This window comes from Corynebacterium kroppenstedtii DSM 44385, assembly GCF_000023145.1.
In the GTDB taxonomy this organism is placed as follows: domain Bacteria; phylum Actinomycetota; class Actinomycetes; order Mycobacteriales; family Mycobacteriaceae; genus Corynebacterium; species Corynebacterium kroppenstedtii.
In genome coordinates this window covers 466,437-481,848 of the sequence record NC_012704.1, presented here as the reverse complement: position 1 = coordinate 481,848, position 15,412 = coordinate 466,437, and the positions used below count along the sequence as shown (strand labels likewise).

The 15,412-nt window shown below is 58.6% G+C and carries 11 protein-coding genes; 5 read left to right on the top strand and 6 right to left on the bottom strand.

Translation table 11 applies throughout. The features are described 5' to 3' along the window. Positions 1 to 100: 100 nt before the first annotated feature. Complete coding sequence (locus CKROP_RS01885; RefSeq protein ID WP_012731058.1) at positions 101 to 643, bottom strand: YceI family protein; 543 nt, start codon at positions 641 to 643, stop codon at positions 101 to 103. A gap of 268 nt (positions 644 to 911) precedes the next feature. On the opposite strand from CKROP_RS01885, the gene CKROP_RS01880 reads away from it, so the two are divergent. Both CKROP_RS01880 and CKROP_RS01875 read left to right on the top strand, forming a co-directional pair. Further along, the gene (locus CKROP_RS01880) at positions 912 to 3,854 is read left to right on the top strand and encodes an FAD-binding and (Fe-S)-binding domain-containing protein (protein ID WP_202795512.1); all 2,943 of its coding nucleotides are present in this window, start codon (positions 912 to 914) and stop codon (positions 3,852 to 3,854) included. Positions 3,855 to 4,046: 192 nt separating this feature from the next. After that, the gene (locus CKROP_RS01875) at positions 4,047 to 5,105 is read left to right on the top strand and encodes an N-formylglutamate amidohydrolase (RefSeq protein WP_148209619.1); all 1,059 of its coding nucleotides are present in this window, start codon (positions 4,047 to 4,049) and stop codon (positions 5,103 to 5,105) included. 77 nt (positions 5,106 to 5,182) lie between these two features. On the opposite strand, the gene CKROP_RS01870 is transcribed toward CKROP_RS01875, so the two are convergent. Then, positions 5,183 to 6,055, bottom strand: coding sequence for an aminodeoxychorismate lyase (locus tag CKROP_RS01870; RefSeq protein WP_012731055.1), 873 nt, complete (start codon positions 6,053 to 6,055; stop codon positions 5,183 to 5,185). 158 nt (positions 6,056 to 6,213) lie between these two features. Here CKROP_RS01870 and ygfZ point away from each other — a divergent pair, with 158 nt between their 5' ends. Together ygfZ and CKROP_RS01860 are read left to right on the top strand one after the other, a co-directional pair. Continuing rightward, positions 6,214 to 7,524: a CAF17-like 4Fe-4S cluster assembly/insertion protein YgfZ gene (gene ygfZ, locus CKROP_RS01865; protein ID WP_169302942.1), complete on the top strand. Its 1,311-nt coding sequence runs from the start codon at positions 6,214 to 6,216 to the stop codon at positions 7,522 to 7,524. A gap of 283 nt (positions 7,525 to 7,807) precedes the next feature. Further along, positions 7,808 to 7,990, top strand: coding sequence for a DUF3073 domain-containing protein (locus tag CKROP_RS01860; protein WP_012731053.1), 183 nt, complete (start codon positions 7,808 to 7,810; stop codon positions 7,988 to 7,990). A gap of 148 nt (positions 7,991 to 8,138) precedes the next feature. Here the strand turns inward: CKROP_RS01860 and purM are convergent, their stop codons facing one another. From purM to CKROP_RS01845, 3 genes are all read right to left on the bottom strand, one after another. Then, positions 8,139 to 9,248, bottom strand: coding sequence for a phosphoribosylformylglycinamidine cyclo-ligase (gene purM, locus CKROP_RS01855; protein WP_012731052.1), 1,110 nt, complete (start codon positions 9,246 to 9,248; stop codon positions 8,139 to 8,141). Between the two features lie 189 nt (positions 9,249 to 9,437). Next, positions 9,438 to 11,051: an amidophosphoribosyltransferase gene (gene purF, locus CKROP_RS01850; RefSeq protein ID WP_420838950.1), complete on the bottom strand. Its 1,614-nt coding sequence runs from the start codon at positions 11,049 to 11,051 to the stop codon at positions 9,438 to 9,440. A gap of 56 nt (positions 11,052 to 11,107) precedes the next feature. Continuing rightward, positions 11,108 to 11,482 carry a sterol carrier family protein gene (locus CKROP_RS01845; protein WP_012731050.1) on the bottom strand — a complete coding sequence of 125 codons (375 nt, stop codon included), beginning with the start codon at positions 11,480 to 11,482 and terminating at the stop codon, positions 11,108 to 11,110. 100 nt (positions 11,483 to 11,582) lie between these two features. Between CKROP_RS01845 and CKROP_RS01840 the strand changes: the two genes are divergently transcribed. Continuing rightward, entirely contained in the window at positions 11,583 to 12,641 is a 1,059-nt protein-coding gene (locus CKROP_RS01840) for an acyl-CoA thioesterase (protein ID WP_012731049.1), read from the top strand. A gap of 64 nt (positions 12,642 to 12,705) precedes the next feature. Here the strand turns inward: CKROP_RS01840 and CKROP_RS01835 are convergent, their stop codons facing one another. Continuing rightward, positions 12,706 to 15,267 carry an ArnT family glycosyltransferase gene (locus CKROP_RS01835; RefSeq protein ID WP_012731048.1) on the bottom strand — a complete coding sequence of 854 codons (2,562 nt, stop codon included), beginning with the start codon at positions 15,265 to 15,267 and terminating at the stop codon, positions 12,706 to 12,708. Between the last annotated feature and the right edge of the window lie 145 nt (positions 15,268 to 15,412).

Sequence of the window (15,412 nt, the reverse complement as noted above, 5' to 3'; positions counted from 1 at the left end):
TCGGCCACAGGCTAACAACATCGGCAAAATTTCCCCGACGGGCATTCCGCCAGCGATGATTAGTTAAGCGCCCTCGCTAACTATTGTTTCCTGGTTGCGCTTACTTCTTTATGGCGCTGATTTCTAATTCCAGCGCAACGGCGTCGGAAATTAAAACTCCGCCAGTTTCCAGAGCCGCATTCCAGGACAACCCGAAGTCTTTTCGAGAAATGGTGATGCCGCCTTCGAACCCAACGCGCACGTTGCCGAATGGGTCCTTAGCCTCGCCGCCGAATTCGAACGGAATCGTCACAGACTGGGTGGTTCCTTTAATAGTAAGGTCACCGGTAAGTTCCAGCGTGTTTCCTTTAATCTCCGCCGAGGTGGAGGTAAACGTTAACGTCGGGTTGCTTTCCACATCCAGAAAATCACCTGATTTGACGTGCTTATCACGGTCTTCGTTACCAGTGGTAAATGAATCAGCTTGCGCCGTCACATTGACCTTTATTGACGAGGGATCGGATGCATCGCCAGAGGCTTCCCCGGTGAAGTCCGAGAACGATCCGCGAACTTTCGTGACCATGGCGTGGCGAACGACGAATCCTAAACGAGAGTGCGATGCATCAATGTCGTAGGTTCCGTTAATGGTGGACAGGTCGGACATTATTTTCTCCTTTTTAACCGCTTGACGCGTTGCGCCCGCATCACTTTATGTGACACATCAACTATATTGCTCATATTGTAGTGACTTGTCAACCAAATGGCGGAAAATATCTCGCGAAGGACTCATCATGTGTGCCGAACCGCTAAACGGCTACTGATACGTAGTCGGCAGCTGGACCCACTTTCATGAAGCATTTATGGGTGTGACGTGCCACGATCCATGCTCACCGGTGCACGGATTTTGGGATTGCGTTCCTAGACTAAGGATCATGACGACGACACATATGGATCCGACCTCAACCCCTGTCACGGAGGCGGACTCCCCCATCACTCATCCCCACGCCGATGAGGACCCACAATTCCGGCGTTTTCTGAACACCCTTCAGTCGGACGGCAAGGAACATATCGACTATGCGTACGACGGACTGTCCCGCATCGCGCAGGCACACGATGCCTCGCACTACCTGCTCGTTCCGAAGGGAATCATGCGCCCCGACAGCGCCGACCAGGTCGCCCGCATCATGGCGGCTGCTGACCGGTGCAACCTACAGGTCAGCTTCCGAGCTGGAGGAACCAGCCTATCCGGACAGGCGACGACTGACGCGGTGATGGTCGATACCCGCCGGCGGTTCCAAGACATCGAGGTTCTGGATGATGGCCGCAAGGTGCGCGTTCAGCCGGGCGCGACGATCCAAATGGTTAACGCCTATCTGTCGCTATACAAACGGAAGCTGGGTCCAGATCCCGCGTCGTCAAGTGCGTGCACGATTGGCGGCGTGGTCGCGAATAATTCGTCAGGGATGCATTGCGGTACGCAATTCAATACCTATCAGACGCTGGATTCCTTGGTATTTATTCTTCCTAGTGGAACTGTCATTAACTCAGCTGACCACGATGCTGAGCAACAGTTCCGCACGCAGGAGCCAGAGTTGTTTGAGGCTCTCGTTCAGATGCGTCGGCAGATTACGTCTAGCCCTGAGTTGGTGCGGAAAATCAAGCACCAGTACTCGATGAAGAACACCATGGGATATGGCTTAAATTCGTTCTTGGATTATGAGTCCCCGCTCGATATTTTCACGCACCTCTTAATTGGTTCGGAAGGCACTCTGGCATATATCGCCGAGGCTACGTTTAATACCTTGGAAGTAAAACCACGAGTTTCTACTGGGCTTCTGGTTTTCTCTAATTTGATCGACGCGTCGTCCGCAGTTCCTCAATTGGTCGCGGATGGATTTCAGACTGCTGAGTTGTTGGACGCGACGAGTCTCAAGGTTGCACAGCGGACAGGATCGGTAGCACGTTCAATTCGCGAAATTGACGTGAAGGATCACGCTGCGCTGCTGGTGGAGTTCACCGGGGACAGCGACGACGAGCTGCACGACCGGTATTCGACTGCGCTCCCCCACCTTGAAGCAATGCCCTTGGCGGTGCCCCACGAGATGACATCGGATAGAAAAGAACGAAATCTCTTGTGGGCAACGCGAAACAATTTGTATGCGGCCGTTGCTGGAGCTCGGCCAAGTGGAACGAATGCATTGCTGGAGGACGTTGTTGTGCCGGTCCAGGATTTGGGCCGGGCGTGCGATGATCTCACGCATCTTTTCCGAAACCACGATTATCCCGGTTCTGTTATTTTCGGTCACGCAAAAGATGGCAATGTTCACTTCCTTTTAAATGAACAATTCAGGGATGTAAAGAAACTTCAGCGATATCAGCGTTTCACCGAGGATATGGTTGATGTCATTCTGGGTTATAACGGTTCACTAAAGGCAGAGCATGGAACAGGGCGCATTATGGCTCCGTTTATTGAGCGCCAATTTGGTTCGGAGTTGTACCAGATTATGCGTCGGATTAAGGATGCGGCTGATCCGAAACGAATGCTCAATCCCGGGGTTATTATTACCGACGATCCGCATGAGTACGTCGAGCATCTGAAGGTGGCTGACCGGATCGAGAAGGTGGCGGATCGGTGCGTCGAGTGTGGGTATTGCGAGCCGGTATGCCCGTCGCGAAATCTGACGTTGACGCCACGCCAACGGATTGTTGTGCGTCGTGAAATTGCTGCAGCGAAGAACCGCGGGGACACAAAGCTGGCCACGGAGTTGCAGGAGCGGTGGCAGTACGACGGGCAGGATACGTGCGCGGTGGACGGGATGTGCCTCACGCGGTGCCCCGTGGGGATCAACACGGGCGATTTGATCCGTCAGCTGCGCACAGAAAGTGCTGGCAGTGTTGCACAGAAGGGCTGGAAGGCGGCCGCACACGGGTGGAACCTGGGCGCCAGGGCTGGTTCGCTGGCGATGACTGCCGCGCATGCTGTCCCGTCGTCCTTGCCGACGGCTGCCACGCGGGTTGCGCGGAAGGTGGTCGGCGATGACACGATGCCTCTTTATAAGAGTGCGCTGCCCCAAGGTGGCCCTCTGCGTCATGATGTCTCCACCGACCACGCGGATTTTGTTTTCTTCCCCGCCTGCGTCAACGAAATGTTCGGCGGCATCGACGGTGACGGAAAGCGAGCAATGAATGCGACCAAGGCTTTCGAGGCAGTAGCGAGGCGCGCGGGGCTCACGTGGCGCACCCCGAAAGGTATTGGTGGCATGTGCTGCGGTACGCCGTGGAAGTCCAAGGGCATGCTGGAGGGCTACGAGGTCATGCGCAAGCGCGTGCTCTCTGGGCTGTGGGAGGCGTCGGAGGAAGGCCGGCTGCCGATCGTGTGCGATGCTGCCTCCTGTACAGAGGGCATTCAAGTCATGCGGGACACTGTTAAGAAGGCCGCAGCCTGCGACCCTAAGTGGGAGAACGTGCAGGTGATGGATGCCGTCGAGTTCTGTGTGCGCTATCTGCTCCCCCACGTGGAAGCGAACCGGCAACTGGATTCTCTGGTCCTCCACCCGACATGCTCTCTAACTCATTTAGGTCTTATCGACGAGATGTGCGCGATCGGGCGCGTTGTCGCCCGGGATGTGACGGTGCCGAAGCATTGGGGTTGCTGCGCGTACGCGGGTGACCGCGGGATGCTCCACCCTGAGCTAACGAAGAGCGCAACGCGATCGGAAGCGCATGAGGTTAATGAGCGGCCATACTCTGCTTACGCATCGATCAACCGAACGTGCGAGCAAGGGATGACCGAGGCAACCGGACAGAATTACCAAAACCTGTTCCAGCTTCTGGAATGGGCGACGCGACAAGAAAAGGCGGAGGCGACGGCCTAGGACGTGTGATGAGTATTGGACGTGTGGTCGGCCTAGGAAGTGCGGCAGGTTGAGGTGTAGTCCATCGGTGTGACTCTCGGGGCTGCGAAACCCGCTGAAAGCCCTTAAGCAGTGGAAATGCAGCCCATGTGGCGGAGTCACACCGATCACAAACACTGGTTGCCAGTGCCGATTCTGAGTTACTGTCTAGGTATGCGTAATAATCAACCTATTCATCATCAACCCCTTCATAGCCAGTCTCTTTGCGGGCATCTGTCACCGGAAAAGCTTCTAACAAGCGGTTCCAATTCGACGAAGTCTGCCAAGGCGCACACTAGAAGAACCCACCACTCCGCAGACCAACGCGGCCCCTCATTAGGTAACAAAAGATTAGGGATAGCGTTGGGGCTGACTCTCGGTCTTGCCGGCACGTTTCTTGTTCATGGTGCGGTAAGCGGACGGAATCTAGGCTCGGCACAGGCATCTGTTTCTGACGCGTCACCTGTATCCGAGGCTTCAGCGACGGCTCAACCTGCTACTCCCGATCTCGCGACTTCGGAATCCACGACAACCCATAACTCGGGGACTGCAGAGCTTATCGAACGGAATGAAAAGTACCAGTCCAATCACAACGATGGCGCTGGAAAGGCCGATTCAGTGCGATGGGTGAATAGGACAGCAACCTCACCTCTTGTACTAATCGCCCCTCATGCCACAACCCAGATTCGCGATGGCAAGCGGAAACCGGCTGACCTGTACACCGGTGGCATTACCGAGATTGTGGCCGACCGCGTAGGCGCGTCATCGTTAACAACGACGGGCAAGGTTTCCGACTGGAATAAGAATTGGTGTACGAGGGATGACGAGTTCACACGGATCATCGACCGCCTCCCCAAGAATGCCGTCATCGTTGAAATTCATGGGATGAAAGATTCTTCGCTGGACGAACCTGTATCTGCCGGCACCGGTGACGAGCCATCGGAATCGACAGATGCGATCGTTGGCGCCTTGCAAGACGAGTTTGATGGTCATGTGTCGCAGGATAAATTTGAGGCAGAGTCCGGCTATACCGTGACCGATTACCTGCAGAAAAAGGGACATTCCGTCCTGCAGATTGAGTTAAGCCGCAGCCTCCGAGACCCCAAATCTGGCCAAGCTGGGGAGACATTGGATCACCTAACACGTGCATTTTCCAAGGCAGCTGACCAATTCCCTCAATTATCGACGACGCCCGAAGCGAATGGAGAAGAGCGACTGCCACATCTCACGTAAGTCAGTTTTGAGTGGCCGCCAAAACGACGCACTTAAGGATGCACCCACTGAGGCTGGAACGCATCCCGCAAGCATGCTCACTCCCTCACGGCTTCGGCGGCAATCTCCTCTACCTCGTCGGCTGTATCCGGCCGGTCAAACTCGAATCCGTCCAAGCTCAGCACCCTCGCAGCAACCCGTACCGAGGACACCAACCACACACCATCGGCTGCTTTGAGATCGTCAAGTGTGAGCCGCCGCTCCTCACACTCCCAACCACGCTCGCGCGCAATTCCAAACATGGAAGCTTGCGTCGTACCAGCAAGAATCCCCGCGTCCGTCTTCGGCGTCATCATGCGACGATCAGACACCGCGATCACGGTGGACGTCGGCCCCTCCAACACGGCACCGTCGTCGGAAATGAAAATGACGTCGTCAAAGTCATGCTCATGGGCATAGCGCAAGGCAGCCATATTCGCTGCGTATGAGAGGGTTTTCGCGCCGATCAAGGCCCATGGTGATCGCTCCGACAAATCCAAGCGGAACCCTCGCTCCGCGGACATCACCTTCACGCCCTCGCGACGGCCACGCTCAACTTCCTCCGACATCGGCGCCACCGTAATCCACCCCGTCGGCCGACCCGTCGACTCACGGCCACGAGACAACACCCACCGCAAGCCACAATCGCGATCCGCTAGCTCGGGGTACTGCTTCTTCCACTCCTCCACGGCCAAGTCCGTCGCGCGGCCCCACAAATCCAGGTCCGGCTCCGGCAGCCCCAACATGGCAGCAGAACGACGGAACCGCTTCGCATGCCGGTCCAAATTCCGGACACTTCCACCGCGGAGCATGAGCGTCTCAAAAATTCCGTCGCCACGAACCGCGGCGAGGTCGTCGGCAAATAACAGCGGCTGGGACGAATCGTGTACACGGGGCTCGCGCCCGACCGAATCCAAACCTGCGTGCAACACAGAGACAACGAGCGGGGGTTCGTACCCGGCGACTGGGGCGACAACGGTGGAAGCGCAGATGAAGCAGAGGACATATCCGTATTGTATGACGACCCTGGGACATATCCGGGGCGAAACATTTCATGATAACCACCACATTCCCGGCTACACTGACACTCGTGGCCACCCGCGAAACTTCGAACACCAGCAAGACCCCCGGAGAAGCGCCCACTCCCACGACGTATCAGAGCCCGCTTCTCGACGCCATTGACGGAGCCGCCGACGCGCCCGACGGGCACCAACAACACGGCGTGGCCTGGCATTATGGGAACCCTCTTGGTGAACAACGCGCATTTGAGCGGTTCGCGGGGGCTGTCGATAGATCCCATCAGCGGGTGCTCCAGATCAGCGGGGCGGACACGTTGTCGTGGCTGAACTCGCTGATCAGCCAGAAAATTGATGCGCTCAGCCCTGGCTCGACCACTCACGGGCTGATTTTGGACGCTAAGGGGCACATCGAACACGCGTTCACTATCGTGCGGCCTCAAGCGTCTTTGCCGGACCGTGACGAAGATCCCAGTATCTACTTGATCTCCGGACCAGACACTTTCGACGCTCTTCAGACGTATCTGACGCAAATGGTCTTTTGGTCCGCAGTCAGCGTCCACGAAGCTGACCTCGCTCTCATTACCGTCATCGGGCCGGACACGTCGACAGTTGTGGCACACACTTTAGAGGACCATCACGCTACGAGTACGCTGGCGGCCACTACCCCGCCCGATACGCTTCCCGAAGAAACGATCACATTCACTGATCCCCTCGTCGGTACGGAAAATTCTGTCCATCTCTTGGTGCCCAGGCCTGTGCTGACCGACGCTTTCACGACGCTCATCAAGGCGGGTGCGAAACCCACTGGACTCATGGCCTACGAAGCAGAACGCATCAAAGCGGTCATACCGGAGGTACACGCTGACCTCGACGATCGCACGGTACCGCACGAAATAGACTCCTTTATCGGAACACCCGCCAATGCACCGACCCAACGAGCAACCGCCGACGATGGGCCCACGGTCTCCTATGTTCACCTGAACAAAGGGTGCTATCGCGGGCAAGAGACGGTATCGCGGATCCAAAACCTCGGGCGACCGCCGCGGCTCCTGGTCAAACTTCAAGTCGACGGTTACTCAGCCCGGCGACCCGAACCGGGTGAGGCGATTACCTCTGGGAAACGGAAAGTCGGCCGAATCGGAACCGTCGTTGACGACTGCGACGAAGGGCCTATCGCGTTGGGGCTCGTTAAGCGGAGCATCGTCGAAAAATTAATCGGCAGTGGGGCAACCGGTGGGTCGCGGTCGGCAGTGGGGACGCAAACGAACACTCTCGAGGTCGAGGGCACAACGCTCGCCATCGATCCCGACTCCACTCACCTGGACGAAGCCCCCAAAGCCGGACGGCAAGCCGTCGACAAGCTGCGTGGGAAAACGCGCTAACTGAAACGCGCTAACCTAGAAGCCCCTGAACCGACCACCCCACGCGCGTCGCTACACCAGACTCGGAGCGCCCCACACCTTCACACTCCGGGCACCTACCCCGAATTTTTAGTCAATAAGGGCCCTGTGCGCTGCAACAACGGCACAAGTCGGCGACATAGCGTCCCCCTATGCAGAATTTTTCGTTCAGAACCGGTAGGGTATGGGCAGGAAGAAACTATGAACTCGTCATGGGCCGGCGCAGGATTACCGCACCGGCCCGCTAACCCAAGGGGGTCAGACCATGGGTCGCGGCCGCGCCAAGGCAAAGCAAGCCAAGGTAGCACGTCAGTTGAAGTACAACTCACCTGAGATGGACCTCGAGCGCCTCCAGCGTGAACTGACCGGACAACGGGAAGAAGAAGACTCCCACGACAAGTGGGATCGTTGGGCAGAAGACGAGCCCGACGAAGACGACTGGCGCTAACTACCACTGGGGGCGTCTTTCCTGGGCACATCCAGTCCACCTCACCCCCGGAACAACCCAACGAAAACCCAGGCCAGCGCGGCATAGCTGAGCTGGCCATTTTCGTGTGCCCAGAGGGCAGGGCATGCTTCCTGCTATGTACCCGGGCCTACGCCTGCGGATGATCCCCGACCAGAACCGCGCGGTCCTGCTCACCATCGCCGGCAATACGCACCCGGCCTAAGGTCCAACAACCCACGTGACGGGCCGTCAACAGTGCCTGAGCGCGATCAGCCTCATCCGCACTCACCACGGCGACCATGCCGACACCCATGTTGAACGTCTTCTCCATTTCCGCATCAGACACAGAGCCCAGCTCCGCGATCAACCGGAAAATGGGATTCGGTGTCCAGGACGCACGGTCCATCTCCGCGACGAGACCGTCGGGAATCACGCGCTCCATGTTTCCCACGAGTCCGCCACCGGTGACGTGGCAAAACGTGTGCGTCTCGCATTCCTGAATAAGCTCCACACAATCCAACGCATAAATCCGCGTCGGCTCAAGAAGCTCCTCACCCAAGGGCCGGTCAAGTTCTTCTACAACCCCATCAAGCGGAAGGCCAGCGTCCTCCAGCAAAACCTTCCTGGCCAGCGAATATCCGTTGGAGTGAAGCCCCGACGAAGCCATGCCAATAATGACATCACCATCGCGGACCTTATCGGGCCCCAACACATCCGCCGCCTCGACGACGCCCACGCCGGTCGCGGAAATGTCATACTCGCCAGGCTCCATGACACCGGGGTGCTCGGCGGTCTCGCCACCGAGCAACGCGCACCCCGCCATCTGACACCCCTGAGCGATACCGCCGACGATCTGCGCCACATGCTCCGGAATCACCTTGCCGATAGCGATATAGTCCTGCAAGAACAGGGGTTCCGCACCGCACACCACAAGGTCATCGACGACCATCGCCACGAGATCCTGGCCAATCGTGTCGTGCTTATCCATCGCCTGAGCCACAGCGAGCTTGGTGCCCACGCCATCCGATGAGGCAGCCAGCAGCGGCTCCTTGTACTTCCCCAAGGCGAAAAGCCCGGCAAAGCCACCGAGGCCACCGCGAACCTCTGGCCTGGTCGCTTTCTTAGCTAATGGCGCGAAGAGCTCAACAGCTTTGTCCCCTGCCTCGATATCCACGCCAGCCTGGGCATACGACATGCCCTCGTTAGCCGCCGACGTGTCGTCGCTATTGCCTGTGCTGCCTACCTCATGAGCATTCATATTGTGTATATCTCTTTCTCGCTAAATAAATGTCGGTCTCACTAAAATTAATATAACCTTGGGCAATTAATCTCGATCACAGTGAGCACACCGCGATCGACATAAAACTAAACGCGCCGCCTAAGTACAAGGAGCATTTCGGTCGCCGTCAGCGCCATTAGCACCGCCGCCTGGCCTGCCATCGCCTAGTCAGTGCCCGCCCGGCGCGGTGTGCTCTTGCAGGTCACGCACCGCACCCGCCTTGCGGCCAATATCGGGTAACCCGAGTGGGTAATGGCCATCGAAGCAGGCGCAACACAGTTCCGACCTCTGCTGACGCGACGCAGCCACCATGTTTTCCACTGACACGTAAGCCAAAGAATCCGCGCCGATCGAGGCACGCACTCCCTCCACGACGTCATCGGAATCAAACTCATTAGCCACCAGTTCGTCGGGGGAGGCGAAGTCGATCCCGTAAAAACACGGCCATTTCACCGGCGGGGACGCAATGCGGACGTGGATCTCGGCCGCTCCGGCGTCGCGAAGCATCTTGACCAAGGCGCGCTGGGTATTGCCTCGCACAATGGAATCGTCGACAACAATGAGCCGCTTTCCGCGGATAACTTCGCGTAACGGGTTGAGCTTGAGGCGGATCCCCAGCTGGCGGATGGTTTGCGAGGGCTCAATGAACGTGCGGCCAACATAGGCATTTTTCGTCAGCCCCTCGCCGAAGGGAATGCCCGAACCTTGCGCATAACCAACGGCCGCTGGCGTCCCCGATGAGGGCACGGGGATCACCAAATCACCGTCCACCGGGGCTTCCTCGGCGAGACGACGGCCAATTTCCACGCGCGTCGCATTGACTGCACGGCCGCGGATCGTCGAATCCGGGCGGGCCAAATACACGTACTCGAACACGCACCCGCGATGCTGCGCGCGGGCAAAGTGGTGCGAGTGCACGCCGTCGTCGTCGATAATAAGGAATTCTCCCGGCTCGATCTCGCGAATGAAGCGGGCACCGACGATATCCAGGGCACAGGTTTCCGACGCGACAACCCAGCCACGTTCCAGGCGACCCAGGCAGAGAGGGCGAACACCGTGGGGATCGCGAGCGGCGTAGAGCTTTTCGCCATCGGTGAAGGTCAGGCAGAAGGCGCCGCGAAGGCGTGGCAGGAGCTCCTGGGCCGACTGGATCAGCGAGGTGTCCTCGTCGTGGTAGTACGCGAGCAACGCGCACATGACGTCGGAGTCGGTGGGGTCTGACGCGGGGTCAATCAGGCCATATGCTGCTGCTTCCCGACGTAGCTCGCCCTGGTTGATGAGGTTTCCGTTATGCCCGAGGGCGACGTCGCCACCGCTGCGGGCCGTGCGGAACATGGGCTGGGCGTGCTCCCACCGGACACCGCCAGCCGTGGAATATCGCGTGTGACCGATGGCCACATGGCCTCTGAGGGCCGACAACGTGGGCTCGTCGAAAACTTGCGACACTAAGCCGAGGTCCTTGAAGACCAGGATCTGCTGTCCGTCCCCGACGCCGATTCCCGCGGCTTCTTGCCCCCGGTGCTGCAGGGCGTACAAACCGTAGTAGGTGAGCTTCGCGGTCTCTTCCCCCGGCGCGTACACCCCGAAAACGCCACACTCTTCGTGCGGCTCGGTTTCACCGCGATCGTCGAGGTTGATTGGTGCGAATCCTCCACTAGGTACACCGGAATCGGCCTCCCAGGGCCCGGTCGTGAACGGCTCGCTCGAGGTGGGGGCATTGGCCTCTACACACCACGGATCAACACAATCAGTGCGCGACACGTCCCCCACTGTAATAACAATTGCTGGTTTTCCCAACTAAATCCCCACGATGCGGAGCGCAGGAGGGGTGCCAACCGTTACCGGACCTGAGGCAACCAGCGCGACACCTCTGCCGCGCGAGAACCGGAGAACTCGACCTCGGAGCTGCAGTCCTCCCACTCAACGATGCCCAGCGCGAGCCGAATCCACGTGAGGCCATCAGTTTCCACCACATTCGGCGGTGTCCCCCGAGTATGACGTGGGCCTTCGATGCACTGCACCGCCGCAAACGGAGGAACACGAACTTCCACGCTATGCCCGGGGGCGTCGGCTTCCAACGCCTTCAGACTCGTGCGGACCGCGCGAGCGATCACACTCCGAGGGGGGCGTTCGACGTTCTGTGGGTCCGTCGCCCAGGGCCTGACTTGTTCCAGGTCCGCCACCAACTGCTGCGCATCAATTCTCTTGGTCACGCACTAACTGTATCGCCAACCCTTACAATGCAAGAGTTACATAGTTCACTGCCCGCTGAGCGGGACCCGCATAAGCACCGACTCATCAATAAAGGAAACCATGACAACCAAGGACACAGGACACACCACTGACACCGCAGAATCCGGAGCGACGGCCAAGAAGCCCCACGCGACCGGCCGACGCAACAACAGCGTCACACTCCGGTTCCTCGCAGCCCCTAACGACATCCTGCTCGCGGGCGCGATGGGTGTGCACGGCGGGCGCGTCCTCGAGTGGATCGACAAAGCTGCCTACGCGTGTGCCGTCGGCTGGTCAGGGGCCTACTGTGTCACGGCATACGTCGGGCATATTCACTTCACCCGGCCGATCCCATCAGGGCACCTCGTCGAGGTGAAATCCACCATCGCCTACACGGGGCGATCGTCGATGCACATTGTCAACGAAGTCTTCTCCGCCGACCCGCGCGACGGCTCCTTCAGCCGCGCCTGCGACTGCCTGGTCATTTTCGTCGCCTTGGATGAGCACGGGAAATCCATCCCTGTCCCCACCTGGACCCCCACCACGGATGAAGAGATCCGGGTCCGCGACGCCGCCCTCTCCCGCGTCGACCTCCGTAAAGCCATCGAAGACGAGATGTTGAAACAGACGTACACGGAGGACTCCACGGCCCCTGAGCTGGTCACCCGATTTATGGCAAAACCGCAAGACGTCAACTGGGGTGGCAAAGTCCACGGCGGTACCGCGATGGCATGGATCGACGAAGCAGCCACCGCTTGCACGATGGAGTTTGCTGGTCATCGCACTGTCGCGGTTTATGCGGGCGGGATCCGGTTCTATCGGCCGATCCAGATTGGGGATCTCATTGAAGCCGACGCTCGGATCATCCGCACCGACACGCGTTCGATGCAAACGAGTGTTCACGTTTATGCCGGTGACCCGCGGGAAGGCCGGAGCGGAATGAAACTAGCAATTCACGCCTCGGCCGCTTATATGGGTATCGACGAGGACGGGAACCCGCTGGCTGCGCGCCACTTCACCCCCACTACGGAGGAAGATAAGCGCCTTGCCGAGCACGCGGAGACGCTGCGTAATCTGCGCGCCGAGTACTCCCCTCAGCCGCTTGTGTCGCAAAACCCGATCTCGAGGCGGATTCAGTAGCGCGTTCGGTGAGGCGCTCAATGGTACCCGGGGCGGGAGCTGGAGCGCCTGCAATCACAGAGCGTTATGAGCTCTTCTCCTGGGTGAGGTCGTAAACGGTCACGCCATCGATAGTCGTAGCACTGAAGTGCTCCTTCACCCATGACGTGATCTCATTGTTCCCACCAGGGGCGCCGCCCTGACCAGAATCGGCGATAAAGTAGTGAATCTTCTTCTCCGAGACCAGCTTCTTGAACTGGTCCAGCGTAGGCGCATCATCGCTGCCGCTGAAGCCACCGATCGGCATCACGTCCGTATCCGTAGCCAACTGGTAGCTGGCTGCACCTTGAGAACCAATCGTCGCCGCGGACCACTTATACTTGTCCGAATCTTCCTTCAGCTTGTTCTTCAGAGTGTCACTGACCGTCATCTGAGCCGGACCACCCGGTGACGACGATCCACCCTGCTTACCACCTGCAGCCGACGATCCATTCGATCCATCCGACGAGCCACCCGGCATACCGTTACTTGAGTTATCCGACGTCGTGCCAGTGCCATCGGTGCCGTTAGCACTGTTAGGTCCGCCGGGCATACCCTGACCATTCCCACCGTTCGGTGGAGTGCCGTCAGGTCGGCCGTTTTGACCGTTACTGGACGCCTGGCCAGGTGAGGAAGCGCCATCTTGGCCGTTGGCACTTTGTCCGTCCGCACTGGATTGTCCATCAGTAGCGCTTTGGCCGTCGGTATTGTTTTGACCATCAGCATCAGGCTGGCCGTCGCCAGTATTTTGTTCGTCGCCACCCTGTCCGTCGGCACCTTGGCCACCGGGACCGCCGCCACCTGGGCCTCCCATACCGGAATCGGATTTCGGCCCAGCCGAGACCATTGAACCGGTATTGGCGTGGGCGATGGTGTACGCACTGTACGCGCTCGGGCCGGCAAGCATCGCTGCTGCAACAATACCGACGACGCCTACCCGGAACGACAGAGCACGTGCGGAAATCGAAGACGCAGATCCGTCAGCGTGCCGACGAGCCCCTGCCGCAGACATCCACGGCAAAGCGAACCATCCTACTGCACCGATGACGGTGGCGGCGAGAATAGCCCACGGTAACCACGTCGGGAATGAATCGGACGCACGACGAAGGACGCCGAATCCCGTCACACCGGATGCGAGGATAGCGACGGCGCTCACGGCACGAACCCACAGGCGGTCGCGGTGCTGCCATGCATCGGCCGCGCCCATGCCGACCAGTCCAGCCATCGGAGGAACCATAGCCACGGTGTAATACTGGTGCATTGTGCCCTCCATGAAGCTGAAGGTCCCGGCGCACATGAGCAGCCAGACGCCAAGCCCGATGTAAAGACCCCGTTTCGTGTTTTTCAGAGGAGCTCGGCCGCACAGCACAATCCCCATCACGAGGGCGATCAGCGCTGCAATGAATAGCCACGTAGCTTGGCCACCTAACTGCTCATTGAACAGTCGCAGGATGCTCGGTTCACCAGAGAACGTCGGGCCACCATGGCCACCACCACCTGGAGATCCGCCTTGCGGCATGTTACCCATCTGCCCGGAGCTTCCAGCCTGACCCATGCCGTTAGTGGCAGCAGAGGCTGCACCCTGAGCGGCGCCCTGGGCAGCGTCGGAAGCTGAACTTCCTGCTTGGCCTGCGCTGCCACCTGCACCACCGGGACCGCCACCTGAGCCACCGCCGGGGGCACTTCCGTTGCCGCTGAGCCGGCTGAATCCGTTATAGCCAAGGGTCAATTCCCAAATAGAATTATTGGTCGAGCCACCGATATAGGGCCGTGACGACGACGGCCACAACGCGACGGCCACGATGTACCAACCAGCGGAAACGACCATGGCGGCGACGGTAGCGAGGCTTTGCCCCAGCTTCACTTTCCAGGAGCGCGGGGAAACCACCGCTAAGAGAACAACGAGCGCGGGGATGATCAGCAAAACTTCGCCCTGCTTAGCCAAGAAACCAAGGCCGACGAAGACGCCGGTTAACACGGCCCAGCGCCATTTACCGGTTTCCACGCAACGCATGGCCGCCCAGACCGAGCACGTCATAAGGAGGACGAGCATCGCATCGGGGTTATTGAAGCGGAACATCAGCACCGCAACTGGGGTGATAGCCAGCACAATTCCCGACACGAAGGCCGCTGTCGACCCGGCATAGCGCCGGACCGTAGCCCACAGGACGGCAACGGAAGCCACACCAAGAAGGGCGTATGGCACCAGGACGGACCATGAATTTAAGCCAAAGATCTTTATGGCTAAAGCTGAGGGCCACAATGATAGTGGAGTTTTATCTACGGTAATGGTGTTGCCCCAGTCCGATGAACCGAAAAGAAATGCAGTCCAATTCTTTGAGCCGGCTTGGCTAGCGGCAGCATAAAAGTCGTTGCCATAGTTGTTGTTGTCCAGTTCCCACATGAAAAGGAATGCTGAGCCTAGTAATAGGGCTATGAATCCAACTAGTTCTTTTCCGCGCGGGAAACCCTGAACCTGGGCACGAAGACCCGACTTTGTGGTGTTCTCGCGGGTGTTCGGCCCCTGCGGGACGCTGGTGTGATGCTGCCTGTGATGTGTTGTCTCACTATGACTGCCACCAGCCCCTTTCACAATGCCCATCGTCATTTCTTTCTCCTCATTCTCGCCCGATCATTTCCACACAATCCGCACACTTCATCTGTTTTCATGAGATGCTCCTTCTTCTTTAATCTGGCCGGTCATGACACGGCCTTGTCGTGATCCCAAAGACTGCCTAGCAATCCGATTGAAC